This is a genomic window from Plesiomonas shigelloides, from assembly GCF_900087055.1.
Lineage (GTDB): Bacteria > Pseudomonadota > Gammaproteobacteria > Enterobacterales > CAMTGL01 > Plesiomonas > Plesiomonas shigelloides.
Genome location: NZ_LT575468.1, coordinates 2000357 through 2027269 on the forward strand (window position 1 = coordinate 2000357; position 26913 = coordinate 2027269).

At 50.6% G+C, this 26913-nt stretch carries 23 protein-coding genes; 8 read left to right on the forward strand and 15 right to left on the reverse strand.

Features of this window, described 5'->3' with window-relative positions:
* Nucleotides 1–13 precede the first annotated feature (13 nt).
* The 4 genes from NCTC9997_RS08900 (at nucleotide 14) to NCTC9997_RS08915 (ending at nucleotide 1910) form a co-directional block, all read left to right on the forward strand.
* Complete coding sequence (locus NCTC9997_RS08900) at nucleotides 14–169, forward strand: hypothetical protein (protein WP_156669260.1); 156 nt, start codon at nucleotides 14–16, stop codon at nucleotides 167–169.
* Nucleotides 162–602: a hypothetical protein gene (locus NCTC9997_RS08905; protein ID WP_064977888.1), complete on the forward strand. Its 441-nt coding sequence runs from the start codon at nucleotides 162–164 to the stop codon at nucleotides 600–602. The genes NCTC9997_RS08900 and NCTC9997_RS08905 overlap by 8 nt, the downstream gene beginning before the upstream one ends.
* Before the next feature lie 86 nt (nucleotides 603–688).
* Nucleotides 689–913, forward strand: coding sequence for an excisionase (locus tag NCTC9997_RS08910; protein WP_071849696.1), 225 nt, complete (start codon nucleotides 689–691; stop codon nucleotides 911–913).
* Nucleotides 882–1910, forward strand: a complete 1029-nt coding sequence (locus NCTC9997_RS08915; RefSeq protein ID WP_064977889.1) for a phage integrase Arm DNA-binding domain-containing protein — start codon at nucleotides 882–884, stop codon at nucleotides 1908–1910. The genes NCTC9997_RS08910 and NCTC9997_RS08915 overlap by 32 nt, the downstream gene beginning before the upstream one ends.
* A gap of 243 nt (nucleotides 1911–2153) precedes the next feature.
* Here the strand turns inward: NCTC9997_RS08915 and NCTC9997_RS08920 are convergent, their stop codons facing one another.
* The 5 genes from NCTC9997_RS08920 to lolC all read right to left on the reverse strand — a co-directional run bounded on the left by NCTC9997_RS08920 (nucleotide 2154) and on the right by lolC (nucleotide 6782).
* Nucleotides 2154–2612, reverse strand: a complete 459-nt coding sequence (locus NCTC9997_RS08920; RefSeq protein ID WP_064977890.1) for an NfeD family protein — start codon at nucleotides 2610–2612, stop codon at nucleotides 2154–2156.
* Nucleotides 2609–3517, reverse strand: coding sequence for an SPFH domain-containing protein (locus tag NCTC9997_RS08925; RefSeq protein ID WP_369795339.1), 909 nt, complete (start codon nucleotides 3515–3517; stop codon nucleotides 2609–2611). The genes NCTC9997_RS08920 and NCTC9997_RS08925 overlap by 4 nt, the downstream gene beginning before the upstream one ends.
* Nucleotides 3518–3635: 118 nt before the next feature.
* Nucleotides 3636–4880 (reverse strand): lipoprotein-releasing ABC transporter permease subunit LolE, encoded by a 1245-nt coding sequence (gene lolE / locus NCTC9997_RS08930; protein ID WP_039044835.1) that lies wholly within the window; start codon nucleotides 4878–4880, stop codon nucleotides 3636–3638.
* Nucleotides 4880–5584 carry a lipoprotein-releasing ABC transporter ATP-binding protein LolD gene (gene lolD, locus NCTC9997_RS08935; protein ID WP_010863870.1) on the reverse strand — a complete coding sequence of 235 codons (705 nt, stop codon included), beginning with the start codon at nucleotides 5582–5584 and terminating at the stop codon, nucleotides 4880–4882. The genes lolE and lolD overlap by 1 nt, the downstream gene beginning before the upstream one ends.
* Entirely contained in the window at nucleotides 5577–6782 is a 1206-nt protein-coding gene (lolC, locus tag NCTC9997_RS08940; RefSeq protein WP_064977891.1) for a lipoprotein-releasing ABC transporter permease subunit LolC, read from the reverse strand. The genes lolD and lolC overlap by 8 nt, the downstream gene beginning before the upstream one ends.
* A 289-nt stretch (nucleotides 6783–7071) precedes the next feature.
* On the opposite strand from lolC, the gene NCTC9997_RS08945 reads away from it, so the two are divergent.
* Nucleotides 7072–7638, forward strand: coding sequence for a PilZ domain-containing protein (locus tag NCTC9997_RS08945; protein ID WP_064977892.1), 567 nt, complete (start codon nucleotides 7072–7074; stop codon nucleotides 7636–7638).
* Nucleotides 7639–7641: 3 nt separating this feature from the next.
* Nucleotides 7642–11112, forward strand: a complete 3471-nt coding sequence (gene mfd, locus NCTC9997_RS08950) for a transcription-repair coupling factor (protein ID WP_064977893.1) — start codon at nucleotides 7642–7644, stop codon at nucleotides 11110–11112.
* 187 nt (nucleotides 11113–11299) lie between these two features.
* On the opposite strand, the gene NCTC9997_RS08955 is transcribed toward mfd, so the two are convergent.
* The 9 genes from NCTC9997_RS08955 to hinT all read right to left on the reverse strand — a co-directional run bounded on the left by NCTC9997_RS08955 (nucleotide 11300) and on the right by hinT (nucleotide 20647).
* Nucleotides 11300–12592 carry an NAD(P)/FAD-dependent oxidoreductase gene (locus NCTC9997_RS08955; RefSeq protein ID WP_064977894.1) on the reverse strand — a complete coding sequence of 431 codons (1293 nt, stop codon included), beginning with the start codon at nucleotides 12590–12592 and terminating at the stop codon, nucleotides 11300–11302.
* Nucleotides 12593–12723: 131 nt separating this feature from the next.
* Nucleotides 12724–13266 (reverse strand): alpha/beta hydrolase YcfP, encoded by a 543-nt coding sequence (ycfP, locus tag NCTC9997_RS08960; RefSeq protein ID WP_010863875.1) that lies wholly within the window; start codon nucleotides 13264–13266, stop codon nucleotides 12724–12726.
* Nucleotides 13267–13628: 362 nt separating this feature from the next.
* The gene (hchA, locus tag NCTC9997_RS08965) at nucleotides 13629–14480 is read right to left on the reverse strand and encodes a glyoxalase III HchA (RefSeq protein ID WP_064977895.1); all 852 of its coding nucleotides are present in this window, start codon (nucleotides 14478–14480) and stop codon (nucleotides 13629–13631) included.
* Between the two features lie 344 nt (nucleotides 14481–14824).
* A complete protein-coding gene (locus NCTC9997_RS08970; protein ID WP_010863877.1) occupies nucleotides 14825–15433 on the reverse strand; it encodes a sugar O-acetyltransferase in 609 nt (202 codons plus the stop codon).
* A gap of 57 nt (nucleotides 15434–15490) precedes the next feature.
* Nucleotides 15491–17017: an EAL domain-containing protein gene (locus NCTC9997_RS08975; RefSeq protein ID WP_064977896.1), complete on the reverse strand. Its 1527-nt coding sequence runs from the start codon at nucleotides 17015–17017 to the stop codon at nucleotides 15491–15493.
* 524 nt (nucleotides 17018–17541) lie between these two features.
* Nucleotides 17542–18573: a beta-N-acetylhexosaminidase gene (gene nagZ, locus NCTC9997_RS08980; protein WP_064977897.1), complete on the reverse strand. Its 1032-nt coding sequence runs from the start codon at nucleotides 18571–18573 to the stop codon at nucleotides 17542–17544.
* Between the two features lie 185 nt (nucleotides 18574–18758).
* Nucleotides 18759–19697, reverse strand: coding sequence for a phosphotransferase (locus NCTC9997_RS08985; protein WP_064977898.1), 939 nt, complete (start codon nucleotides 19695–19697; stop codon nucleotides 18759–18761).
* Nucleotides 19694–20149 (reverse strand): YcfL family protein, encoded by a 456-nt coding sequence (locus NCTC9997_RS08990; RefSeq protein WP_064977899.1) that lies wholly within the window; start codon nucleotides 20147–20149, stop codon nucleotides 19694–19696. Before NCTC9997_RS08990 ends, NCTC9997_RS08985 begins: the two co-directional genes overlap by 4 nt.
* A gap of 147 nt (nucleotides 20150–20296) precedes the next feature.
* A complete protein-coding gene (gene hinT / locus NCTC9997_RS08995) occupies nucleotides 20297–20647 on the reverse strand; it encodes a purine nucleoside phosphoramidase (protein WP_010863882.1) in 351 nt (116 codons plus the stop codon).
* Between the two features lie 308 nt (nucleotides 20648–20955).
* Between hinT and NCTC9997_RS09000 the strand changes: the two genes are divergently transcribed.
* Together NCTC9997_RS09000 and NCTC9997_RS09005 are read left to right on the forward strand one after the other, a co-directional pair.
* On the forward strand, nucleotides 20956–22953 hold the full coding sequence (locus tag NCTC9997_RS09000; protein WP_167550136.1) for a methyl-accepting chemotaxis protein: 1998 nt from the start codon (nucleotides 20956–20958) through the stop codon (nucleotides 22951–22953).
* A gap of 287 nt (nucleotides 22954–23240) precedes the next feature.
* On the forward strand, nucleotides 23241–24590 hold the full coding sequence (locus tag NCTC9997_RS09005; protein WP_064977900.1) for a dihydroorotase: 1350 nt from the start codon (nucleotides 23241–23243) through the stop codon (nucleotides 24588–24590).
* Between the two features lie 168 nt (nucleotides 24591–24758).
* Here NCTC9997_RS09005 and ptsG read toward each other — a convergent pair whose 3' ends face one another.
* Nucleotides 24759–26216, reverse strand: coding sequence for a PTS glucose transporter subunit IIBC (gene ptsG, locus NCTC9997_RS09010; protein WP_010863885.1), 1458 nt, complete (start codon nucleotides 26214–26216; stop codon nucleotides 24759–24761).
* Nucleotides 26217–26913 lie beyond the last annotated feature (697 nt).

The window sequence follows — 26913 nt, forward strand, 5'->3', positions numbered from 1 at the left end:
CGGAGTTTGAGCGATGCAAAAAGAAGTGACAACGCACGAAAGTGGATATGAGAACAGCAACGATAATCTAGCAATAACAGTGGCTGTAATGCTTATTGTGCTTGGAGTTCTATTTGTCTGGTTTGGAATTGATGGTGTGGTTAAGGCTGTGGAGCAGTTAAATGGATAAACAATACGCACCCCGTGATATGGAGTATCTTGACTCAATCGGTGGTTACTACTCAAAACATGTAACCGCCATGGGAACCGAGGGGCTAACCTCAAAGTCGGATATTGCCGCCGAACTAGCACATAGAGATGCCGAAATCGACTTCCTACAAAAACGAATTAAAGAGCTCGATCTGTATTTTGGCCAGCTATTGGTGACGACACAAGCCGCAGTGATTGAGTGTGAGCACGGTAAAGGCGCAAATGTTGCTATGGAGTGGATATTCAACTTTCTAGCTCCACGCGGAGAGCTGCCAAACAGCGAAGAAAAAGATGCAGGAGCATTTCATAAACCAAGGGCTGAAGACATTTGGCAGCAACTAGAGGATTGCTACTGCTTCTTCCTCGCAAGACGTGATGCCAAAAAATCACAAGAGTTTAGCCCTCAACACTAACCCCGCCACTGAGCGGGGTTTTTATTTCCCATCCTGAAGTGGACTGTCTATTTGCAGTCCGCTTTTTAGAGTTTGCTGGAGTTTGCATGTATCTAACTATAGAAGAGTGGAATCGGCGGCAGCCTCTTGAATTGTCGCTAGAAACAGTGCGCAAACATGCTCGAGCGGGACACATCTACCCCGCCCCACAAAAATACGGTCGCCGCTGGATTTTTGATGAGAACGCCAAGTTGATGACCAGCGTAACAGCTACATCATTGATGGAGAGAATTAAGCGAGATGGCACAGAGAAGAAAAAAAGAAAATCGTGATTTACCGCCAAATCTCTACGTTCGTCGCGGTTACTATTCATACCGACATCCGCAAACTAAAAAAGAGTATGGGTTAGGCAGAAATCGTGCACTAGCCATCTCTCAGGCCATCGAAGCAAACCTATCTCTCGGCAATGTGACGCTGACCTTGCAGGAGCGTATTAATGCAGATGAAACACTCAGCATTCAGGAATGGTGTGAACAATATGAGCGCATTTTTATGATGCGCGGCTTACGACCTGCATCTATCACAAATAAGAAAAAATACCTACGAATCATCTATAGAGAACTTGGAAACCTAGCGCTCAATACAGTGAGTGTTCGGGATATTGCCGAGTTGGTATCAAGTTACGCAAATGCAGGGAAAATGCACACGGCACAAGGTTTACGCACTACGCTCATCGATTTTTTTAAAGAAGCCATTGCCTCTGGACATATAACGAGTAACCCCGCAGAGATAGTACGAGCACCTAAAGTCGTTGTGCAGCGCTCACGCTTATCACTATTGGATTTTCAGACCATTTTACAGGTTTCCGAAACAAACGCTCCAGAATGGTTTTGTCGCCTTCTGCGAGTCGCACTAATTACTGGCCAACGGCAAGCTGATTTATGCGCAATGCACATAGACGATATTTACGATGAGCGATTACATGTTAAACAACAAAAAACTGGAACAAAAATAGCTATACCACTATCACTAAAAATTGCGAATCACATACTCGTAGATAATCTGACTCCCACTGATGATTCTGGAAAAATTTTTACAGCGCAAGCTACGGAGCCGCGCATCAGATTCATTTTTGCAAAAATGCGGGAAAAAAGCGGTTTGCAATGGGATAGCGGCACACCACCATCCTTTCATGAAATCCGAAGCCTATCTGCACGACTCTACACAGATCAGCATGGTGCTGTATTCGCTCAAAAACTGCTCGGTCACAAATCTAGCGCAATGACGGATCGGTATAGAGATGAGCGTGGAGGATGGATCGAATTATGATTTAATAGTGGATAATAGTGATAACAATGCCGCATTTCATTGATTTTAAAGGAAAATAAAACAACATCAGTCTCACATACTGACCGCAATCAACCGGTCATAGAACCCTAAAATAAGAGCCCCGACATCAGGTCGGGGCCAAACACGCATGCTATATACGCCATAACACGGGGCTTACGCCAGTGAAACTCACTAAGGCACAACAAACGCCCCGCAGCATAGCGCAATATATTCACTATTCATTTATCCAATATCTATCGGGCGCACGAGCAAAGTAATGCCTTGCACGTCCACCACTTCAACGGCAGTTCCTGCTGGCAAATCCTGCTCAACTTGTATCCGCCACGTGGTGTCGCCCAGATTCAAACGCCCCACGCCGTTTTCTGTCGCTTCGCTGAGGGTTGCTTGTCGGCCAATCAAGGTATTACGCCGTTGATTGAGCGAGGTGTGATCCTGATCTTGTCTATCTCGGGTGTGTTGCCAACGCCACCACAACAGCGAAGCCAGCAGCGCCAAGATGGCGAATAAGATCCACTGCCCGACAAATCCCAGCGGCCATAGCCAGAGTATTGCCGATACCAATAGCGCCGCGACACCAATCCATAGTAGATAACCGGCCGTGCCTAACAGCTCGCAAGCCAGTAGCAGTAGGCCGAATACCAGCCAGTGCCACTCTGCCCAACCGGAAAATAGCGGCATCATGCCTGCTTCCCTTGGTCTGAATTTGGATTGTTCGTTTTGAGCAGCTCCGCAATGCCACCGACAGCGCCAATCAGGCTGCTGGCTTCCAATGGCATCAAGATCACTTTACCGTTTTGTGACTGCCCAATAGCTTGCAATGCTTCGGTGTATTTTTGCGCCACGAAGTAGTTAATGGCCTGCACATTACCGTCAGCGATAGCATCCGAAACCATTTTGGTCGCCCGCGCTTCCGCTTCTGCCGCCCGCTCTCGGGCTTCAGCTTGCAAGAATGCCGCTTGCCGCTCACCTTCAGCTTTGAGGATCTGCGATTGCTTTTCCCCTTCCGCGCGTAAAATCTCGGCCTGACGCACACCTTCCGCTTCCAGAATATCGGCACGCTTGTTCCGCTCGGCTTTCATCTGCGCATTCATTGAGGCAATCAGCTCTTGCGGCGGACGCACATCACGAATTTCGATACGGGTGATCTTCACGCCCCAGCTGTTAGTTGCTTCATCAATAATGCGCAGCAAACGGCTATTGATGGTATCGCGCTGCGACAACATCTCATCCAGCTCTAACGAGCCCAGCACGGTGCGGATGTTGGTCATGGTCAGGTTGCGTATCGCATCTTCCAGATCATTGACTTCATACGCGGCTTTGGCTGGATCGAATACTTGCACAAAACACACCGCATCAATGGTCACACTGGCGTTATCTTTGGAGATCACTTCCTGCGAAGGGATATCCAGAACCCGCTCCATCATGTTAATTTTTCTGCCCACACGATCGACAAATGGCACCACGAAGTTCAATCCGGGTGCTAACGTGTGGGTGTAACGCCCAAAGCGTTCGATGGTCCATTGATAGCCTTGCGGCACAATTTTGAACGCCGTGATAATCAACACTATCGCGACAACAACAATCATCAGAACTGGAGAAAACACACTGATATCCATATACATTGGCCATCCTCTGTGGTGTTCTTTCCCTGTGGCGGGAAATCATAAAACATACGGGCGCTGATGCGCCCGCGAGTTGAGTCGATTACTGTCCGCTAAGAACCCGAGCCGGATCGATGCGGGTCGCTCGCCATGCCGGATAGATACTGGCGAGCAAACTCAAGCCTACGGCGGTGAGCACCACCAGTATCACATCTTGTGCTTGCAATTCGCTGGGAAGAAAATCAACAAAATAGATATCGCCGGAAAGAAACTTATGTCCGATCAGCGTTTCGAGACCCCGAATAATCTGGGTCAAATTTAATGATAGCAAGATACCGGCGATCGTACCGAATACGCAGCCGACCATACCGGCCATCATGCCGTACCAGATAAAGATATTTCGCACCAGACGGTTATTCGCGCCCATGGTGCGCAAGACAGCAATGTCGCCTTGCTTATCTTTCACGGCCATTACCAGTGTGGAGACAATATTAAAGCTAGCCACACCGATAACCAGCACCATCGCCAGATACATGATCACGCGCACCATCTGGATATCGCGGTACATGTAGCCGTAAGTGCCCATCCAGCTGCGCACATAGCCATACACACCGGTCAAACGACCCGCATCACGGACAATTTTCGAGGCTTCGAAAACTTTATCCACTTTCATGGCCACGCCGCTGACGTTATTGCCCAAATCTAAATATTGCTGCGCATCGGCCAATGGCACCATGGCAAAGCTGTGATCCAGCTGACCATGCAATTGCAACAGCCCACTGACTTGTAAGCGAATGCGCTTGGGTTGACGCAGTTTCATTTCCGGATCAGGGTTTGGGATCATCAAAGTCAGCCAATCGCCAACCTTCAGCCCCAACGAATCCGCAACGCCCTTGCCTAAGATCAGCTGATTTTCACCGGCACGGAAATTTTTCCACGCATCGCCCAGCACAAACTGCGGCAAGGCACTGATTTTGGCTTCTGCCTGCGGGTCTACCCCTTTCACCTGAATCGCTTTCAGTTTAGTGCCTTGATCGGCCAGCGCGGTGAAAGACACATACGGCGCGGTAGCCACAATGCCTGGGTGGCGCTGTAAACGGGTTTGTACCAGCTTCCAATCAGATAAACTGCCTTCAACTGGGGTAATTTCACCGTGCGGTACTACTGCCAAAATACGGTTATTCAACTCACGCTGAAAGCCGTTCATGGCACTTAAGCCCACAATCAGTACCGCTACCCCCAATGCGATCCCTAAAGTAGAGATCACCGAGATAAACGACACCATGCCGCTGCGACGGGTCGCGCGGCTGTAACGTAAAGCCAGAAAAAGTGATAACGGGCGGAACATCAACGTCCTCCCGCACTTAAGGAGAGTTCACGGGTCAACAGACCATCACGCATTTCCAACTGACGACTCAAACGCGCCGCCAAGTTCAGATCGTGCGTCACTACCAAAAATGCCGTGCCGTGGCGGGCATTCAACTCGCCAAGCAGCTCAAAAATACCATCGGCGGTACGTTGGTCCAGATTACCGGTAGGCTCATCGGCCAGCACTAACGAAGGCTGATTGACCAGCGCGCGGGCGATGGCGATACGCTGGCGCTCACCACCAGACACTTCCGACGGGCGATGATGAATCCGGCGCGCCAAGCCGACTGCAGTCAGCATCTCTTGCGCACGTTGTGACGCAACGGACGGTTTTTCCCCTGCAATCAGCAGTGGCATCGCCACGTTTTCCAACGCGGTAAAATCAGCCAGCAGATGATGGAACTGATACACGAAGCCGATGTGCTCGTTACGCAGCTTTGCTTGCGCGCTGTTGCTCATGGCATACACATCTTGCCCTTGGAACAGCACACGGCCATCACTGGGTTTATCCAGACCGCCTAGCAAATGCAGCAGCGTACTTTTACCGGAGCCGGAGCTTCCGACAACCGCCACCAGCTCACCCTGCTCCAGCCCAAATGAGACACCGCGTAAAACCTCGGTTTCCATGTTGCCTTCGCGGTAAGTTTTGACCAGATTCTCACAGACTAATAAGGGCTTATTCATAACGTAATGCCTCGGCAGGTTTGACAGCTGATGCGCGCCAAGCAGGATATAAAGTAGACAGCAGTGCCACTAGCACCGCAAAAACAACAATCGCAGAAACTTGCCATACCGACACATCAACCGGCAAACGCGCGCCCTGCAACAGGTTCACGCCCAACAGGGACAATATCGGGTTGAGATACACGGCAATCAGGCTTCCTAAAATGCCGCCACACACAGCGCCAACCACACCGGCCGACGCTCCTTGCGTGATAAAAATCATCATGATCTGACGTGGTGTGAGGCCCAAAGTTTGCAAAATCGCCACTTCACCTTGTTTTTCCATCACCATCAGACTCAAAGAGGTAATGATGTTAAACGCCGCGACAGTGATGATCAGGCTCAGTAGCAAGCCCATCATGTTTTTTTCCATGCGCACCGCTTGGAACAGCTCGCCTTTACGGGCACGCCAATCCTGCCACACCAGCCCTTTCGGTAATGGGGCATCGGCGGCGGTGGCCACATCAAACGGATCTTGCATAAATAAGCGCCAGCCGCTGATATGCCCAGCCGGTAAGCGCAGTAAACGCGCCGCGTCTTGAATGTTGACCAGCACTTGGGATGAATCCACATCACTGCCCGCCGCAAACACACCGGATACCGTGAACAGACGCTGGCTTGGGATGCGGCCCATTGGGGTGAATTGTGACGCATCGGTAACCATCAAGCGCACTTTGTCACCCGGCAACACGCCGAGTTGACCGGCCAAGGTATCACCGAGGATCACGTGGTATTCGCCTGCTTTGAGCGAATCCAAGGAAGAGTCCACCAGATAAGGCGCTAACGGATCGCCATCTTTCGGATCAATGCCCAGCATGACACCAGCACCGATACTTTGGGCGCTTTGGATGATCACATCCCCCATCACCATCGGCGTGTGTCGCACGACATCGGGGATTTGACTTAAGCTGGAGAATGGCACCGCCTGCGGATCAATCGAACCGCTTTCAGATGTCACCAACGCTTGTGGCATCAAGCTCAGGGTGTTGTTTTTCAGTTCCTGTTCAAAGCCGTTCATCACGGAAAGAACAATAATCAGAGCCAATACCCCAAGGGTGATCCCGATGGTGGATAAACGGCTGACAAAGCGTCCGAACCGGTCGCCGGTACGTCCGCGCAGATAACGCACCCCGATAAAAACAGAAGCCGGATTAAACATAGGAATATGCTTGACCGTAAAAAATGAAAATTATATCAACCCGATGAAACAGAAAAGAATTTCCTTTTCGCATCCTGCGGATTAAACACGTAACCTGATAGAGTGATATTATTCACTATTTAAAGCAAAACTTACACAACTATACTTCCACAACGCGTTTTCATCGGACACAAAGCAAACAATATGGCACTTTTTGCCAAGCTTCGACTGTGTACCAGTCGCTCTGTCTTTCATCTGTCAGCATCTTCCCTGATAATGGAAGCAATACCGCATGAACCGGAGTATCGCTATGGAACAAGCGCAGTTTTTCTCTGTCCATCAACACCTGTCGGTCAACATTATTCCGCTCCGTGCCGATGAAACCTTGCCGGACGACGCCCGGTTTGATGAAGAAATTCCCCTGCCGTTTCGCATTGCCGCCGAAACCGCGCATCTGGATATCAGCAGTATCCGCTCGCTGCGCAATATTGGCAGTGCCGCCGATGATTTGATGGGATTTTTGCGCATTCAGCAGCAGAAAATCGATCTGGTCGTAAACTATATTCTGGCGCAAGAAGATCAACCGCACTTACGGCACCTGACACACTCTTTCAGTGCCGGTGGTTTTAGTTATTTTGCCGATACGCCGCCTGCCAGTGGCAGTATCATGCGTATTAAACTGTTTTTGAGTCAGCCTGCCGCCGCCGTGTATGCCTATGGCAAAGTGAGTGAAGTCAGCATTGAAGACGGTCGGCCGTTGGTGCAGATCCGTTTTATTCGCCTGCGCGACAAAGATCAGGACTTGCTGATTCGTGCCGCCCTGCACGAGCAGCAGCAGCAACTCAAGCAACGTGCCGAGCTCAGGGTCAAAGACTAATCCATGACGTTACCATTTCTGAATCTGAGCCTGCCAGATAAAGCAGGCGACCACCGCTATTTTGGTCAATTGCAGGGCGCTGCGCTGGCACTGGCCGCCGCGCAAATCAGTACGCAGCATCAAGGGCCGGTGCTACTGGTCACCAAAGACAGCCAGATGGCACTGCGTCTCGCCCAAGAAATTCGTGAGTTCAGCGCCCAGCCGCTGGAGTTATTCCCTGATTGGGAAACCCTGCCGTACGATAGCTTCTCACCACACCAAGATATCATCTCGGAACGTTTATCGACGCTGTATCGCTTGCCGACCTTGCAACAAGGGCTGCTGATCATGCCGGTCAATACCTTGATGCAGCGGGTATGTCCGCGCGAGTTTTTGCTGTCGCATGCCTTGGTGGTGAAAAAAGGTGAGCGCTTATCGCTGTCGAAACTACGCAGTCAGTTAGAGCAAGCCGGATATCGCCCAGCCGAGCAAGTGATGGAGCACGGTGAGTTTGCCACCCGTGGCGCGCTGCTGGATCTGTTCCCGATGGGCAGCCAGACACCGTTTCGTCTTGATTTTTTCGATGACGAAATTGACTCGATTCGCACCTTTGACCCTGACTCTCAGCGCACGCTGGAAGAAGTGGATCACATCAACTTGTTACCGGCGCGCGAATTTCCAACCGATAAAAATGCCATCGAAGGATTTCGCAGTCGCTGGCGCGAACAGTTTGAAATCCGTCGTGATCCGGAACACGTTTATCAGCAAGTCAGCAAAGGCACCCTGCCCGCAGGTATTGAATATTGGCAACCGCTGTTTTTCGAGCAGATGACCACCTTGTTCGACCATCTGCCAGGCAATACGCTGATTGTTAGCGTCGGCGATATTCAAGATGCGGCAACCCGCTTTTATGCCGATGCCGAACATCGTTACCACGATCGCGGCGTCGACCCGATGCGGCCGCTGCTGGCACCGCCGGTTCTCTGGCAACGTTTGGATGAGCTCAATGCCAACCTGAAAAGCTACCCCAATGTCCATCTGCAAAAAGACGCGGTAGAGCCGCGCGCAGGACGCAGCAATTTGCCGCTTAGCGCGTTGCCGGATATCCGTTTACAACATCAACATAAAGAGCCACTGCAGGCTCTGCGCCGCTTCTTAGAAGAGTTTCGCGGCAATGTGGTGTTTTCGGTAGAAAGTGAAGGTCGGCGAGAAACGCTACTCGATTTGCTGACACCGCTGAAATTGCGTCCGCAAACGATCCAGAATTTGGCCGACAGCCGCACCGTCTCGCGGGCGCTAATGATAGGCGCGGCCGAGTCTGGATTTGTACTCTCGCCAGAAAGTGAGTCAGAGGCTGACGCAAGTAGCGCGCTGGCCTTTATCTGTGAAAGCGATCTGCTCGGTGCGCGCGTCAGCCAGCGCCGCCGTGATAACCGCAAAGCCATCAATACCGATACCATCATTCGCAACTTAGCCGAATTGCGTATTGGGCAGCCAGTGGTGCATCTGGAGCACGGGGTTGGTCGCTACGGTGGCCTCACCACGCTGGAAACCGGTGGGGTCACTGCGGAATACATGATCCTCACCTATGCCAATGACGCCAAGCTGTATGTGCCGGTGTCATCGCTGCATTTGATTAGCCGCTATAGCGGCGGCGCGGAAGAAAGCGCACCACTACACAAACTGGGCGGCGAAGCCTGGGCACGAGCGCGCGGTAAAGCAGCAGAGAAAGTGCGCGATGTGGCCGCCGAATTGCTCGATATCTACGCACGCCGCGCTATTAAGCCGGGTTTTGCGTTCAAGCACGATCGCGAGCAATATCGCCAGTTCTGCACCAGTTTCCCGTTTGATGAAACCGATGATCAGCTCAATGCAATCAACGCGGTGCTGACTGACATGACCCAACCGGTGGCGATGGATCGACTGGTTTGTGGTGATGTGGGCTTTGGTAAAACCGAAGTGGCGATGCGCGCCGCGTTTTTGTCGGTCATCAACCATCGCCAAGTCGCGGTATTAGTGCCAACCACCCTGCTGGCACAGCAGCACTTTGAAAACTTCCGTGACCGTTTTGCCAACTGGCCGGTACGCATTGAAGTGCTGTCTCGCTTCCGTACAGCCAAAGAGCAACAGCAAGTGCTGGAAGATGTGCGAGAAGGGAAAGTGGATATCCTCATCGGCACCCACAAACTGCTGCAGGGCGATGTGAAGTTTAAGCAGTTAGGTCTGCTGATCGTGGATGAAGAGCACCGCTTTGGGGTGCGTCAGAAAGAAAAAATCAAAGCGCTGCGCGCCGATGTGGATATTCTGACCCTCACCGCGACGCCGATTCCACGTACGCTGAATATGGCGATGAGTGGCATGCGCGATCTCTCCATCATCGCGACGCCACCGGCACGCCGGATGGCCGTGAAGACCTTCGTGCGAGAGCATGATGAGCGCACTATTCGCGAGGCCATTTTGCGTGAAGTACTGCGTGGTGGTCAGGTCTATTACCTGCACAACAGCGTAGAGACCATTGAGAAAACCGCAGAAAAACTGGCGGAGCTGGTACCGGAAGCACGTATCACCATCGGTCATGGCCAGATGCGTGAGCGCGATCTGGAGCGCGTGATGTCGGACTTCTACCACCAACGTTTCAACGTGCTGGTATGTACCACCATCATCGAAACGGGGATCGACGTACCGACTGCCAACACCATCATCATTGATGATGCTGACCACTTCGGTCTGGCACAGTTGCACCAGCTGCGTGGCCGCGTGGGTCGTTCACACCATCAGGCTTATGCGTACTTACTCACGCCACCACCGAAGCGCATGACCGACGATGCGCGTAAGCGCTTGGAAGCGATCGCCTCGCTGGAAGATTTGGGTGCGGGCTTTGCGTTAGCAACCCACGATCTGGAAATTCGCGGCGCAGGTGAGCTGCTGGGCGACGATCAAAGCGGTCAGATTGAGTCGGTCGGCTTTAGCCTGTATATGGAAATGCTGGAAAACGCCGTCGACGCGCTGAAGCATGGTCGCGAGCCGTCACTGGATGATCTGACGCGTGGTCAGACCGAAGTGGAGCTGCGTGTACCGGCTCTATTGCCGGATGACTATCTGCCTGACGTTAATATGCGCCTTTCCCTGTATAAGCGCATTGCCAGCGCTGAAGATGCCGCGCAATTGGATGAGCTGAAAGTCGAAATCATCGACCGCTTTGGCTTATTGCCAGATGCCACACGCAACTTGCTGCAAGTGGCGAAAATCCGCCTGCGCGCACATCAGCTGGGCATTCGCCGCATCGAAGGCTCTGATAATGGCGGTTATGTGGAGTTTAACGATCAGCCGAATATTAGCCCAGCGTATCTGATTTCCTTGCTGCATAACCCGCATGAGTTCCGACTTGAGGGGCCGAACAAGCTGAAGTTTTTCGGGATCTTCACCGATCGAGCTAAGCGCTTGGCCTATATCGAGCAGTTACTGAGTGGTTTTGAAGCCCACAAAATCAGCTAATCGCGCGTAACAGCGTACAGGCTCATAGCCAAAACGCTGGCATAAAAAAACACCGCTCATTGAGCGGTGTTTTTGCTTATCCGGTATGACTGCATGATCTTAACAATAATCACTGAAATTATGGCCAAGAAGTCATACGGCTATCCACACAGAGTAAGCATAGCCGTAGCCGCAGTAAAACGCGAAATCAGTGCAGTTTCAGTGTCGGGCGGATCACACGGTTGATACCGCCTACCAGCATCATCAAGCCGGTTTTCACGTAACCATGCAGCGCCATCTGGTGCATACGGTACAGTGAAATGTAAGCGATACGCGCGATACGGCCTTCAATCATCATTGAGCCGCGCATCAGGTTACCCATCAGGCTACCCACGGTACTGAATTTAGACAGGGAAACCAAAGAGCCTTTGTCGTTATAGACATAGTTCTTCAGGGTACGCCCTTCCATCAGTGCCACGATGTTCTGGTAGCACAGGCTAGCCATCTGGTGCGCTGCTTGCGCGCGTGGCGGTACAAAGGTACCGTCAGTTTGTGGACAGCTAGCACAGTCACCAATGGCGAAAATGTTGGAATCGCGCGAGGTTTGCAGTGTTGGCTCGACCACCAGCTGGTTGATACGGTTGGTTTCCAGACCCGCGATATCCTTCAGGAAATCCGGCGCCTTGATACCTGCAGCCCATACCATCAGCTCTGCTGGGATAAACTCACCATCTTTGGTATGCAGACCATTGCTTTCCGCTTTGGTCACCATAGTGTTGGTGCGCACATTCACGCCCAGCTTGGTCAGCTCCAGATGCGCCGCAGAAGAGATACGCACTGGCAGTGCTGGCAGAATACGCTCACCGGCTTCCACCAGCGTGACGTTCAGGTGACGGCTATCCAGCGCATCAAAGCCATAACGGTGCAGCTGTTTAACCGCATTGTGCAGCTCAGCCGACAGTTCAACGCCCGTCGCGCCACCGCCCACAATGGCAATGTTCACTTTTTCCTGCTTTTCTGGCTGTGCCGAGAACTTCATAAACAGATTCAGCATCTGCTCATGGAAGCGATTAGCCTGATCTGGGCTATCGAGGAAGATACAATTATCAGCCACACCTTCAGTGCGGAAGTCGTTGGATTTGCTGCCCAGCGCCATGACCAGAATATCAAAGAACAGCTCGCGCTCAGGCACCAGCAGTTCGTTGTCTTCATCACGGATTTCCGCCAGCTTGACCGAGCGACGCTCACGATCGATATCCACCAGAGTGCCCTGCTGGAACTGGAAGTGATGGTTACGAGCCTGAGCGCGGTAGCTCAGCGCATCAACGCCATCATCCATAGAGCCAGTGGCTACTTCGTGCAGCAGAGGTTTCCACAGGTGGGTCTGACTGCGGTCAATCAGAATGATTTCAGCTTTGCCCTTACGGCCCAGTTTATCGCCCAGACGGGTAACTAACTCAAGTCCCCCGGCGCCGCCGCCAACAACAATGATTCTTTTCAAGGCGTAGCCCTCGTTACAACTTATTTGGTCAGAATGAAAAAAACTTACACCAACCGCGCAAGGCTACCTGTTCTAACTGCATCACGTCTGAGTCACCGGAACGGGCATTTTTTACCGGTTCCGGTCGCCCCTCAATCCTGCAGCTTAAACGCCTTAATGCGCTGAAGGTGATGAGAAATGTTTTTAAATTTATGGGATTGCTTGTCATCCCAGACTATTTCGTAAAAATCGTTCAGCTCTTCCTGAGTAAGCCGATTATCCAACACTTCATCCTGAGTGGAAAGGATCACCAGACAATTTCCCTCATTTTTTTTACGGAAGTTTTCTACACACTTGGTCGCAATATCTTCATATTCTTCCGGCCGGTCAATCTTTCCGGTCATGTTTTGTTCGGGATGCAAATTCGGGTTAAACATCACCTGACGTAAGCCGCACAGGTAGCCAATTCGCTCAGCCCAATACCCCCCCAGCCCCACACCGCAAATCAGTGGTTTTTGATCACCGCACAGCTGTACTGCTTTGTGCACTTCTTTGAGCAGGTGCTGCATGTCATGCCGCGGGTGCAAAGTGCTGTAACTGATAAACCGCACATCCGGATCGATAAACTGCAATTGCAGTACTTTTTCGTGGTTACCCGGACTGGTTGAATCAAACCCGTGCAAATAGATGATCATGCTTGTTACTCCTTGTCTGATGCTTGCGGCCAGAAGGCTCTGTAGATACACCGCCTACTCTGACACTCTATCATTACAAGGGTTATAAAGTTTTGAGGAGAAAAGCAAATTTGCTATCGCTTATGGGGAGTAATTTGATGACATGTCATGTGCATAAACGTAACGCTTGCTCATAGTTCAGCATGACCGCTTCCCCGTCACACCGAGCCCCGCCGCTTAACCTGCTTGATAACCTGAATCACCCATAAAAAAGCCGGACAGCCCACCTATTATCAACGGGTGCACTCTCCGGCTTATTTTTCATTGGTGCCTATTGGGTCATTTGCCCGTATTTGGAATCAGTTTTCCAAATTACGAGAAACTTAGCCTACGTAAGCCTTGAGCAGCTCCTCGGCGGCCAGTTTACCCAATGCGTTGGCGGCAAATGGGCTGTCGCCAGTCAGCACTTTACGGTCTTTATGCACCATCCCGGTAATATCTTGGTTCATCAGCGTCAGCCCCATTTTCTGCAGCTGCTCACCAAAGAACCAGGTTAACTGCCCTGGCATATACCCGATATCGGGGGTTTGCTTATCGGCGGCATCTGGGAAGGCACAAATCGCGTAACCTTGCAGTGGGTTTGCGCCGTGCGACAACGCCAAAAATGCTGCTGGGCCATGGCAAAGAGAAATCACATAACGATCATTGGCCAATGCCCAACGCAGTGTTTCAGCCACCGCTTCACTGGCTGGCAAACCAATCAACGCGCCATGTCCACCAGGAATAAAGACCCCAGCATACTCGCTATCTGGCGTGAGCTGGCTGACCACATCCTGCAATTTACGCGGGCGCATAAACTGTGGCAGATAGTGGTTATACAAACCGACAATCGCCTCATCTTCGTTCGGCATCGCCCAATGTTCAAACTTGACCATCAAACCGGAGACCGTCGCGACCTCGAATTCAAAACCGGCCTGATGCAAGTGATACATCGGCAACAGCGTTTCGACTGGGTGGTTACCGGTTGAGAACAGCGCACCGGTATCGGTCGGCAAATAGCGCTCGTCGGCGCCTATCAGCAAGATCTTGTGCTTGCCGCGGTACGGTTTGGCGTAATCTGCCCCGCTGAGATCAGATTTAGAGCTGGTAAACTGACTTAACGAAAATGCTGAAGGGAAAAATGCATTGTGCTCAGCATTATCTGGAGTTGGTAACTTGCTAGGTTGCGTTGTCATATTTCCTCCACGCCCGTTTTCCGTGCGTTTGATATAGCCATTTCTGAGTTACTGTTTTGATTCCACGCGATACAGAAATCTTTCGCCTCGCGCTTGAGTTTTCTCAGCATAATCGTCACAACAGCGCCGACCATAGCGTTATATTGTTACGATTCGCTAACGCTTGCATAAAATGTAATCATCAAATCCAATCTATCAAGCATAGCCGTGCCATCGAGAGATAAAATCCCGCCTCACAAATGGCAGAAGACAAGCGAGAAAATGGGATGGAAGGAAGAAAACGAAACATACGCAGGCCAACCAACAACGTGCTGACCTGCGCGACAAGCTAAAAAGAGGGAAAATCAGGACAGCGGCAACGTTATCCGACGATCTTTATAGTAAAACTCACGATCGCGCTCACTGATCGGTCGCACCACAGCGCATGGGTTACCGAAAGCCACCACATTGGCCGGAATATCTCGCGTCACAATGCTGCCAGCACCAATCACGCTGTTTTCACCAATGGTAACCCCCGGCAACACCACGCAACCGGCACCAATCCAGACATTGTTCCCGATCCGCACCGGTAAGTTAAACTGCGCCAAGCGCTTGCGATACTCGGGATCAATCGGATGACCCGCTGTCGCCAGCGTCACATTCGGCCCAATCATCACGTGATCACCAATGTAGATATGGGTGTCATCCACCAGCGTCAGGTTAAAATTGGCATACACATGATGGCCAAGGTGGGTATGTCGCCCCCAGTTAGCCCGCAGCGGCGGTTCGATGTAACAATCGGTGCCCACTTCGGCCAATAACTGCTCAAGTAGCGCCTGACGCCGAGGCATCTCCGATGGGCGTGTCTGGTTAAAGTCATACAGAATTTCCAGACACTGTTGCTGTGCTTGCGCTAGCGCTTCATCAGTACAAAAATAGACGTCTTGGCTGTGCAGTATATCGGTAATGCTCATTGGCTCCTCGGCCGTTCACGGCAAATTAGTTCATCCACGATGATGCTTAATTTACCATTAGTGCCGTCTGGGTTCTGTGAGCCACACTTTTAAATGCTCAAAAGAGAGCGGCTTGGCATATATAAAGCCCTGAATCAAATGAATTCCACGCACCAGTAAATACGTGAGCTGCGTTTTGGTTTCTACCCCTTCTGCAATCACATCCATATGTGACTCTTTAGAAAAAGCAATAATCGAATCTAATACATCACGCTTAAGATCATCGACACCAATGGTATCGACAAACATTTTATCAATTTTTATTTCATCCACACCCAGTTTTTGAATATAGGAAAACCCACCATAACCCGTGCCAAAATCATCCAACTTAAATCGATAACCAAACAATTTTATTTTGGCTATTTCTCGCGCAGCAGTTTCAAAATCATCGACTTTAATGCGTTCAGTAATTTCAAAGCATAAGCGATTGCTATACGGCCAGCGATTTTTTGCCAACATCTTATACAGCGAACCATTTTCTATCTGCTCAGGCACCACATTGATACTCACCCACAAGCTGTCTGGGATGTTTTTCAAATCATCAATCACACGCTCCATCAATTGCTCAGTAATTGGCAGAATGATGCCTTTTTTCTCAGCATAATCAATGAAGGTGCTCGGGCAAATTGTATCGCCTTTATGCTGCCAGCGCAGTAAAGCCTCAAAACCGACAACCTTATCGGTGGAGGCATCCACAACAGGCTGATAAAAAGGCACAAACTCACGACGTTTTAGCCCTGTATGCAGTAATCCACTCAATGATTTTTGATAATTGAAAATGATGGCATAAAAGAAGCCCATTAACCCCAATACTATCACGATAAATAGATACACTATGCTCTGTATTTTGGCATAGGTATAATCCATTAACTCCTGCCCTGCATAGAGTTTATAGATCATGCCATTATATTCCCTTGCAACACTGAGTTGCTGCGCTTCCGGCTGCATTAAAATGCTATAATTGCCAGTTGAGAAAGAGAGCGCTTTATACTGCAATGATTTCGGATGATACTCCATATAAAAACAATCTTTGCATGGTGTCTGTAATTGCTCGTAAGTCCACGCACCGTTCAGCACCCAATAAACATAGTTACCGTTGATATTAGCAAAAATAACTTGCTCGCCATGCACGCCATAGCTTTGTGCTGTACTGGTTATCCCGATATTATAGTTATCCAGCTTATACATAGATTGCTGCATTCGCGACCGAGAAATAATATCCAGATCGGGGCCTAAACTAGAACAACCTGAGCCGTTAGCCAGCTTTATCCCTTGCACCCGAAATTGGCTATTATAGAGGTTCAAGTTACGCAATGTTTCAATGTCATCTTTACCGCAATCAAATTTAAGATCTGCAATATCCTGTATCATCGTATGCTTAATCAGCTGATCGCGTTTTAATGCCATGATCTCGAGCTTATCCATTTTCCAGATCAGTATATCTTTGGCAACCCGCTCATTGAGCAATGAGGGTAACAACAGGGAACTCAACAGCACAATAAAAATACACACGCAAATGCTGATATGTCTTTTTCCCCATTTCATTATGGATAGAACCCCAACAACCTGATTTTTCGATATCAGCCGATGGCTGAATAAATGATGACTTACGCCTGTAGCATGGTCGTTGATAATACAATTCAAACCATAAAAAAACCAGCGTGTCGGTAGATAAACATAGCGTTCAATATGATTTTTCTTCTTTTATATTAATTAGTTGAATAGTTATACAATCAGACGAATCACACACATACGCATAACCTGAAAACTAGGTTAATCAATAGCCAATTAAAAATGTGAAATGTTGCCCTATGCGGATAAATACGTATAGAAAGAAAATAAAATCAGCGCCGCATTACAATAAGGCTATGAGTTGAGGTTAATACAATCTTACTGTACACATAAAAACGGCAATTTATCTGCACACAATTGCGCAAGGCAAAGGTTGGAAATGTAAAATGCGTGCTTTTACTGGCAAATAGCTCAGGCCAGCTATCAAAAAAGCGCGGTTAAAAACCGCGCTCAATACGATTAACACAAATAAAGAATACGCATAAACAGGGTAACAATTAGCCGTTCATGTGTTCTTTATGCGCCTGCCAAGCAGCAGCCAGATTTTGTAAACGCTCATGGGCATTGATCCAACGAGCAGTGGCTTCCAATTCGCTGCGCGATGGAGCCGGCTTATGCAGCAGACGCGCTATACGCGCAGATGTTTGATGTGGCAAGGTATCGAGCACTTGTACCGCGCCCGCGCGATTATTGCACACCAACAGCATGTCACAGCCTGCGGCTAATGATGCCGCAGCGCGCTCGGCGTAGGAGCCCATGACCGCCGCGCCTTCCATCGACAAATCATCAGAGAAGATCACGCCATCAAATTGCAACTCTTTACGTAGCACATCCTGCAACCAGTATGATGAGCCGCTGGCTGGCCGTGGATCGCAATCGGTATAGATGACGTGTGCAGGCATCATCGCATCCAGACGCCCTTCTTGATTTAACTGACGGAACAATGACATATCGCGGCTAAAAATCTCCTCTTTCGAGCGATTATCGCGCGGCGTTTCTTTGTGTGAATCCGCCAATACCGCACCATGGCCAGGGAAGTGCTTACCGGTTACCGCCATCCCCGCACAGTGCATACCATCGATATAGCTTCGTGCCAGATCCAGCGCTTTTTTCGGGTCTTCATCAAACGCCCGATCACCGATCGCCGCACAGGTATGGCCCAAATCCAGCACTGGCGCAAAACTCAGATCGATATCCAGCGCCAATAATTCCGCCGCCATCATCCAGCCACTTTCAAACGCCAGCTCCAGCGCCTGTGGCCAGCTGTTTAACGCGGAAAATGCCTGTGGTGCAGGTAAACGCGTGAAGCCATCACGAAAACGCTGAACGCGCCCGCCTTCCTGATCCACCGCCAGTAACAGCGGACGCTGCACCGTGCGACGAATATCGCTAACCAATGCCTGCATCTGCTCACGATCATGGTAGTTACGGGCAAAGAAAATCACGCCCCCCACCAACGGGTGACGTAAAATTTCGCGCTCTTCGGCATCCAGCTCGTAACCGAGCACATCGAGCATTACCGGACCCACATTGTCTCTCCTTTCTTACCCATCGCTACGTGCCAGTCTATTCTTCGCACCGTTAGCAAAGGGGTTGTCCAATCTACTGACCGGCATGCCCCTAAATCGAGCACGCCCGTCATCGTTTAAAATCTATTCCGTTAGGAAGCGCTAACTATGAGAGCCAGCAGCCTATCGGGATAAACTCTTCGCCTTTACTCACGCTTGCCTAAAGATTGCTCAGCAGCTTTTAGATAATTATCGCGCCACACAGCGTACTGCGCATCATCAGTTTGCTCAAAGCGGATCGCACTCCACATCGCCATCAGCATTTCACACCACGGCTGCCAGCTGACGATATCCTGCTGTAACCGGTGTAACCAATCCTCCTGCGCAGTAGCCGATGAGCCAACGCACTCGCTATCAGCGGCATACACTGTCTCGGTAGGATAGACAGTCTCGGCGTAATAACGACAAAACTGCTGACGCTGCGCGCGATTAAACCCATTGGCCTCAAATAGCAAAATCAGCTCACAGGCTAAGGGGCTGCGCGCTGCATATTCCCAGTCAATCAGCGCCAGTGTAGCGCCATCAGACACTAAATTTCCGGGATGGATATCATGATGTGCCAGCACCGGAAACCACCAGCAGGGCGAGCGAAGAGACGCAAAACGCGCACACAGGGAAAACAGCGCTTCAGGTTGTTTTTCTGCGCTAAGTTGCTGACGATAAAATTGCAAACGGCTGGGAATATCTAGCTGCAGTTCGCTATCAATCGGATGGAAGCGGCGCATCAAGGTAACAAGATGGCGTTGTGCGCACGCATCGTCAGCCAGTGTATGCGGCCACGGCGAACCTTCTAGCCAGCTCACCACCAACCAACGGGCATTGTAAAACAGTACCAGCGGTAAAAAGTCCGAACTTGCAACCTGCTCGCCAATTGCACATAGCAGGTGCCGCTCGCGCTCACGACTGACACCTTGCATCTGCAGCTGCGCATTTTGGCTACGTGCAACATAGCGCCGCCCATCGCACAGCTCAATCAATAGACTACCACCGGATAACCCAGTTAACGGACGAATCGCCTGCACCGGCGCTGGCCAACACGGCAGTGACTTTAGCTCATGCACCAACGAGTCTTGCGCATCATTCATGGCGCAATATTGCCAGTTGGCAGCGATGCCGCTTTACTGAGTGGGCGCACATGCAAACGATAGGATGTGGCTTGCGGCTCTTGCGCGGTGATACGGGTCGTCCAGACCTGATGCGCGCTCAGCGTGACTTGCTGCCATGGCGTCGGATCATTATCCAGCTCAATGCCCTGCGCGTCATACCAGTACAAACGGTATTCCAGCGTCAGCGGCTGCGCCTGACGATTTTGCAGCTGTATGCCGACGCGTAGTGGCTGGCCAAATCCTTCACGATGGCTTTGCACGTTCACCTGCTCGCTCAAGGCGGCATCGGCCAACACTAATGGCTGCTGCGCGACCTCAAAGCCAGTAAATCCTCGGCTAGCACACCCAGAAAGCAGTGCGCACATAAACCAACCTACAATGGCTAGGGTGCGACGCGGATAAAAGTGCGAAATCTTTTGGCTCACAGTCACTGTTTGCTGCTCTTCTTGATACTTAATTGATACTTAAGCACTGAGACATACGCTCTGATACATAAGTCAGCGATACATCCCAATAATAACAGCGCCGGACATCGGCCGGCGCATTATGTTTTCCCTTAAGCCGCACGAATGCGTGCTTTAGCGGGCCAGCAGTGGCCCTAACGGACGGCCACCCAGCAGGTGCATGTGAATATGGAACACCTCCTGACCGGCGTGACGGTTACAGTTCATCACTAAACGGTAGCCATCTTCGGCAATGCCTTCTGCCGCTGCAATCTTGGCCGCGGCGGTGATCATACGACCCAAGGCCAGCTCATCTTGCGCCTGCACATCATTGGTGGTTGGGATCAGATGATTGGGCACAATCAGAATGTGAGTCGGCGCCTGTGGGCTAATATCACGAAATGCGGTCACCAGTTCATCTTGGTACACCACATCCGATGGGATCTCGCGGCGGATAATTTTACTGAAAATAGTTTCTTCTGGCATGACTCACTCCCCTCACTTTAGCCATAACGCTCAGTCATTCACAATGCCGGTTAGTATGGCTGACTTAGCCGGTGCATACAACGGTGTCACATTACTGCAAGTTGTCTGAAACGAGGTTGCAAATTCGTTATTTGTCTCGAAAAACCAACACGCCAGTTACCGTTACAATTCAACACGCTTGCCGCCCTGCCGATACCCGAATTAAAGAAGGTCAGGCAGACCCTCTTCTGTACTTACAGGCTATGTTTACCATAAACAGTAAGCATGATACCGGATGTCGCACATTCATATCTGTGATGTTGAATTCTATGGACAAGAAAAAAAACGCTTCTGTGATTCGCCATATGGTGATCGGTTTTGTGGTACTGGTAGCGGCATTCATTGCGGCTAACCTGTTTGCACTGAATGTCTCTGGCCAGATGAAATACAGTCTGGACGAAGTCACGCAAGAGGCTGTGCCGGTCACCGAGGTCGCTTCTGAGCTGACCTTGTCCTTACTCACCGCTGACAAATGGCTCAAATCGTTTGTCGCCAGCCGCGATCCTGCGCTGCTTTCTAGCAGCCAAAGCGCATTTGAGCAGGGAAATCGTGATTACCTGCAACAACTCGAAGAGTTCAAGCAACTCAATGCCGAGCATGAAAATATGCCGGTTTCCCAGTTGGCGGAGGTCGAAAAACACTACTTTGCGCCCGCGTTACAAACCTTCCAGCAATATGATGCGATTTTACGTGGTCGCCAGACCATCAGCGCGGCAGTGCAAAGCTTCCAAAATAAAAAGATGGAGCTGCAATACGGCCTGAAAACGCTGATTGATAACGGTGACAACGAAGTCATCAAACTCACCAGCGGCTCATTTTTCAATAGCTTACGCGAGATGGATCAAACCACCTCCGATGCACTGGCCAGCCAAGATCCGGCCGCCATCGAAAAAGCGATGAAAGCCAACAAAGTCAACATTGGCCGCCTTGGCTACGCCTTTAAAGGCTTAGTCGCGCAAGTCCCGATGCTGGGCGAGCGCTATGGTGAGATGTTTGAAGCCTTCCTGACCGATGCCGGACGCAAAAATGGCGTCTTACAACAGCACTACGATTTCATCTTGCAAGAACAGCAAGTCAATCAAGACATCGCGGCGCTATCTGCCGCCTTAGAGCAAGCGCTCGGCATGCTGCAAACGCTGCGCGACAACGCGAAAAATCATATGTCATTGCTGGCGGAACAAGCGGATACCAGCTACAAACGCAGTTTCTGGGTAGCCAGTGCGCTATCACTTGCTGTAGTGCTGATCGCTGTCATCACCGGCTGGTTACTGGCACGCTCAGTGCGCAAACCGGTTCAAGCCATCTTACAAACCTTGCGCAACATTGAGCGCGGTAACATGACCGAACGCGTGGCGGTCAGCAGTGATAACGAGTTTGGCTTGATTGCCGAGCACATCAACAAGATGGTGGCACAGCTGCACCATATCTTGGAGCAGATCTCTCACTCCTCAACCCAGCTAACCCATGTGACATTGCTGAATCAGGATAACGCTACGGTCGCCAAAGCCGCGGTGGAGTCACAGCGCGAACAAACCGCCAGTGTCGCCACGGCTATGTCACAGATGGAGCACTCGGTTAAAGAGATTGCCCGTAGCGTGAATCATACGCTGGATCAGGTCCTGCAACTGGAAGCCACCGTGACGCAAAGTGATGCGCTAGTACAGGAAAATGTGCATACCACCCAACAGCTCTCTGATCGCCTGCAAAGCACGGCAGCCGTGGTCAAAACCGTGGCGGGTATGAGTGAGAAGATTGGCTCCATCTTGGATGTGATCCGCAGCATTGCCGATCAGACCAACTTGCTGGCACTCAACGCCGCCATCGAAGCGGCACGCGCAGGTGATATGGGCCGCGGCTTTGCGGTGGTAGCCGACGAGGTGCGGGTCCTAGCTAAGCGCACCACAGATTCCACCGGCCAAATCGAGCAAATGATCTCCGAGCTGCAAAACGGCACCCGCTCGGCGCTCAATACGGTTGAAGGCTGCTTAAATGATATGGCGCTCAGCACCAGCCAGACCACCCAAACTGGCGCAGCGATGAAAGTGATCGCCGATGGTCTGGGCCAGATTAGCGATATGAACTCACAAATCGCCAATGCCGCGACCGAGCAAGAAGCCACCTCAACCGATATCGCCCGTAATCTGGAAGAGATCTCGCGGCTGGCCGACCAGAACTTTGCCAGCATCGAGCAAATGGCCGGTAACAGTACCCAACTGGAAAATCTGGCGGCATCCCAAGAAACCTTGGTACGTCAGTTCGTATTGTAACCTCTGTTAATCCCGCTAATTGTCGCGCCGGGCTTGCTCGGCGCTTTATTTAGGCAAACTCCGGCCTTATATCGCACAGCATTTAGCTATGCGCGCAAACATCTTCCCCTCGCTATCTCGCCACATAGCGAAAGCCTCCACGCTCAATCAGTTAGCTCGCTGGCAAGACCTTGTTTGCGATCCTGACCAAACGATTGCATATCCAGTAAACCAAGGCACAAATTACACTCCCCGCCCGATTTCAATTCCAGTATAGTTAGGCAAATTCTGCGGAAAGGATGTAAGCAATGACGACGTTATTGATAAAAAATGCCACCATGATCAACGAAGGCCGCCGTAGTGAAGGCGACATGCTGATTAAAGATGGCCGTATCAGTCACATCAGCAGCAGCATCAGTGCGGCGGACAATGCCGAAATCATTGATGCAAAAGGGAAGCTGCTTATTCCGGGGATGATTGATGACCAAGTGCATTTTCGTGAGCCTGGCTTCCCGCTAAAGGGCACCATTGCCAGCGAATCGCGCGCCGCTGTCGCCGGTGGCGTGACTTCCTACATGGAAATGCCGAACGTCAACCCGCAAACCACCAATCTGCAAGCGCTGGAAGATAAATACGCGCGGGCAGCAAGCTCTTCCGTGGCTAACTTCAGCTTCTACCTCGGGGCGACCAACGATAACCTGGATGAAATCCGTCGTTTATCAGTCGATCAGGCCTGTGGCGTGAAGATTTTCATGGGCGCATCTACCGGTAACATGCTGGTGGATAATGCCGATACCTTAGCCGCCATTTTTGCTGAAAGCCCCGTGCTGATCGCCACTCACTGCGAAGATACGCCATCGATCAAATTGCTGGAGGATGAGTATCGAGCGCGCTTCGGCGACGATGTGCCAGCCCGTGAACATGGCCGCATTCGCTCCGCTGCTGCGTGCTTGAAGTCATCACGTCTGGCTGTCGAGCTGGCGAAAAAGCACGGTACACGTCTGCACGTTTTGCACATCACCACCAAAGAAGAGCTGGCGCTGTTTGAGGCCGCGCCAACACTGGAAGATCTGCGTAAAAAGCAAATCACCGCCGAAGCCTGCGTACACCACCTGTTCTATAACGAAAATGATTATGACCGCTTAGGCCACTTGATTAAGTGCAACCCAGCGATTAAAGGCGTGGAAGACCAGCTGGCATTGCAAGAAGCGGTGCGTAATGGCGTGATTGATATTATCGCCACCGACCACGCGCCTCATACTTGGGATGAAAAGCAAAATACTTACTTCGGCGCGCCATCGGGTCTGCCGTTAGTACAGCATCCGTTGCTGGCACTGTTTGACTTGCATCGTCAAGGCGCGTTGTCACTGGAATTGCTGGTGCAAAAAACCAGTCATGCCGTAGCCGAACGTTTCCAACTGCAAGATCGCGGCTATCTGCGTGAAGGATACTGGGCGGATTTAACCTTGGTTGATCTGGACTCACCATTTACCGTCAACAAAGAAAACCTGTTCTATCAGTGCGGCTGGTCTCCGTTTGAAGGCCATACCTTCCCTGCGCGCATTGATACCACATTGGTTAACGGCGAAGTGGTGTTCCGCAATGCGGCTCACACTACCGCTCGTCCAGGGCAGCGTCTGCGCTTTAATCGTGGTTAATAATCGTGGCTAATCGCTTTTCACTCGTGACACTCTAATCTTCAGTCCCCTGCTTGCAGGGGATTTTTTTATCTCTCATCCCCCATCATTAAAAAAACAGCAAAACAAAAAAGGAGCCCTTAGGCTCCTTTTTCTTTCGCTTACGTGATTGCACATCACTGCGGGTAATTAGTTACCACGCATGTAGATGTCCATATCAGTTTTCAGGTTGTCAGACTTAGTACCGAAGATAGCCTGCACACCGGAGCCGGCAACAACCACGCCCGCAGCACCCAGTTTCTTCAGACCAGCTTGGTCAACCTTGGATACATCTGCCACACCCACACGCAGACGTGTGATACAGGCATCCAAGCTAGTGATGTTTTCTTTACCACCAAAGGCTTCAACCAGTGCTTTCGCCATTTCGGAGCCAGAAGCTTCGTTTGCATCAGCAGTTTCGTCTTCACGACCAGGCGTTTTCAGATCCAGCTTAACGATAGCTACACGGAATACGATGTAGTAAATCGCAGCATAGATAGGACCAACGATGAAGAACATCCAGCCATTAGTAGACAGGTGATAGAACAGACCGAAGTCGATCGCACCGTGGGAGAAAGTCATACCGTGCTTCATGCCCAGCAGGATCAGCAGGACGTATGCAGAGCCAGCCAGCAGTGCGTGGATGATATACAGCACTGGCGCTACGAACATGAACGCAAATTCGATTGGTTCGGTAATACCGGTCAGGAATGAAGTCAGCGCAGCTGAAATCATGATACCACCGATCTTAGCGCGGTTTTCTGGCTTAGCAGTGTGCCACATAGCGATAGCAGCAGCAGGCAGGCCCCACATTTTGAACATGTAGCCACCAGCCATGTTACCTGCAGTTGGGTCACCCATCAGGTAGCGCTGAATTTCACCAGTGATCCACTTACCACCTTCTGCCAGACACGCAGGCTCAGAGGTAATCGCTGCCACAACCTTACTGTTCACCACACAAGCTTCACCGGCTTGATAGAAGAACGGTACGTTCCAGATGTGGTGCAGACCGAATGGGATCAGAGAACGCTCAACCACGCCGTAGATACCGAACGCCATAGCAGGGTTCTGGTGCACAGCCCAGTTAGAGAACGCTTGGATACCGGCACCGATTGGAGGCCATACCACTGACAGCACTACGCCCAGTACGATACAGGTAAACGCAGTGATGATAGGTACGAAGCGCTTACCCGCAAAGAAGCCCAGATAATCTGGCAACTGAATGCGGTAGAAGCGGTTAAACATATAGCCTGCTAGGGCACCGGCGAGAATACCACCGAGAACCCCGGTATCGATCTTCTCAACGCCCATCACACCGGCCATTACGGTCAGTGTTGCAGCCATTACGCCGTAACCGACGGTCGCCGCCAGCGCAGCAACACCATCGTTATTGGTAAAGCCCAGAGCTACACCGATGGCGAACAGAAGAGGCATCTGGCCGAATACGGAACCACCAGCCTGCTCCATAATGTTAGAGACAATTTCCGGCAGCCAGCTGAAGTTAGCGGCACCGACACCGAGCAAAATACCAGCAACCGGCAGAACCGATACTGGCAGCATCAGTGCTTTACCTACCTTTTGTAGGCCAGCGAATGCATCCTTTATCATGTGAGTATGTGCTCCTGAGTGAGTATGTTACTAAGAGGTTTTTATTATTACAGTTATTACCAAGAACTCTGTTTGTAATTTAGTGACATAATAGAAAAATAAATGTCGATATTGTTTGACGGCTGTCATATTAAAATAAGCCGACAAATCACCAGTTCGCATTTCTTTTAGCTTGATCACATCTCAGTTTGGGTCCAAACAGCCGCTCCAAAAGCCTTCAAACTTCACAAATTAAATATTTCACGCCCTAAAGTAATTATTTTTAGCGAAAAAACTTTTTATAAAATGTTATGTTGTCAGGTTTGGTGCGATTCTCGCCCGCATACGCTGGCATATCTGTCACATTCAGCGATTGCGGTTTGAACACTAAAAGCTGAAAGTAAATGACATATTTTTTCTCAAAAAATAACATTCACTCACTGCCGATTTAATGTGCACCGATTTATTTTACGCCTAATAATAATAGATTATCGCTATTCCTGCTAATCCCGTTCTTCGACAAACGCTCCGACGTCACAATAATTTTACACCCAAAGAACAAAAATACCGGCCTAATGAGCAGTGCATGCTTAGCTATTAGCGCAATCGCTTCCGAACCGCCTATTTTTTCAGCGCAAAGACAAAAATACCGTTTCACGACGCGCAAATTGCGCATTAATCAATCGGCTATGCATCCAAACTCATGTCATTGGATGTA

Excerpts from the sequence above, each read along its gene's own strand:
- ptsG (WP_010863885.1), bottom strand. The coding sequence starts at position 26,216 with ATGATAAAGGATGCATTCGCTGGCCTACAAAAGGTAGGTAAAGCACTG.
- NCTC9997_RS08985 (WP_064977898.1), bottom strand. The coding sequence starts at position 19,697 with ATGAATGATGCGCAAGACTCGTTGGTGCATGAGCTAAAGTCACTGCCG.
- NCTC9997_RS08915 (WP_064977889.1), top strand. The coding sequence starts at position 882 with ATGGCACAGAGAAGAAAAAAAGAAAATCGTGATTTACCGCCAAATCTC.
- NCTC9997_RS08910 (WP_071849696.1), top strand. The coding sequence starts at position 689 with ATGTATCTAACTATAGAAGAGTGGAATCGGCGGCAGCCTCTTGAATTG.
- lolD (WP_010863870.1), bottom strand. The coding sequence starts at position 5,584 with ATGAATAAGCCCTTATTAGTCTGTGAGAATCTGGTCAAAACTTACCGC.
- lolE (WP_039044835.1), bottom strand. The coding sequence starts at position 4,880 with ATGTTCCGCCCGTTATCACTTTTTCTGGCTTTACGTTACAGCCGCGCG.
- NCTC9997_RS09000 (WP_167550136.1), top strand. The coding sequence starts at position 20,956 with ATGGACAAGAAAAAAAACGCTTCTGTGATTCGCCATATGGTGATCGGT.
- NCTC9997_RS08905 (WP_064977888.1), top strand. The coding sequence starts at position 162 with ATGGATAAACAATACGCACCCCGTGATATGGAGTATCTTGACTCAATC.
- NCTC9997_RS09005 (WP_064977900.1), top strand. The coding sequence starts at position 23,241 with ATGACGACGTTATTGATAAAAAATGCCACCATGATCAACGAAGGCCGC.
- NCTC9997_RS08970 (WP_010863877.1), bottom strand. The coding sequence starts at position 15,433 with ATGAGCATTACCGATATACTGCACAGCCAAGACGTCTATTTTTGTACT.
- ycfP (WP_010863875.1), bottom strand. The coding sequence starts at position 13,266 with ATGATCATCTATTTGCACGGGTTTGATTCAACCAGTCCGGGTAACCAC.
- NCTC9997_RS08945 (WP_064977892.1), top strand. The coding sequence starts at position 7,072 with ATGGAACAAGCGCAGTTTTTCTCTGTCCATCAACACCTGTCGGTCAAC.
- NCTC9997_RS08900 (WP_156669260.1), top strand. The coding sequence starts at position 14 with ATGCAAAAAGAAGTGACAACGCACGAAAGTGGATATGAGAACAGCAAC.
- lolC (WP_064977891.1), bottom strand. The coding sequence starts at position 6,782 with ATGTTTAATCCGGCTTCTGTTTTTATCGGGGTGCGTTATCTGCGCGGA.
- NCTC9997_RS08920 (WP_064977890.1), bottom strand. The coding sequence starts at position 2,612 with ATGATGCCGCTATTTTCCGGTTGGGCAGAGTGGCACTGGCTGGTATTC.
- mfd (WP_064977893.1), top strand. The coding sequence starts at position 7,642 with ATGACGTTACCATTTCTGAATCTGAGCCTGCCAGATAAAGCAGGCGAC.
- NCTC9997_RS08925 (WP_369795339.1), bottom strand. The coding sequence starts at position 3,517 with ATGATTGTTGTTGTCGCGATAGTGTTGATTATCACGGCGTTCAAAATT.
- hchA (WP_064977895.1), bottom strand. The coding sequence starts at position 14,480 with ATGACAACGCAACCTAGCAAGTTACCAACTCCAGATAATGCTGAGCAC.
- hinT (WP_010863882.1), bottom strand. The coding sequence starts at position 20,647 with ATGCCAGAAGAAACTATTTTCAGTAAAATTATCCGCCGCGAGATCCCA.
- NCTC9997_RS08975 (WP_064977896.1), bottom strand. The coding sequence starts at position 17,017 with ATGAAATGGGGAAAAAGACATATCAGCATTTGCGTGTGTATTTTTATT.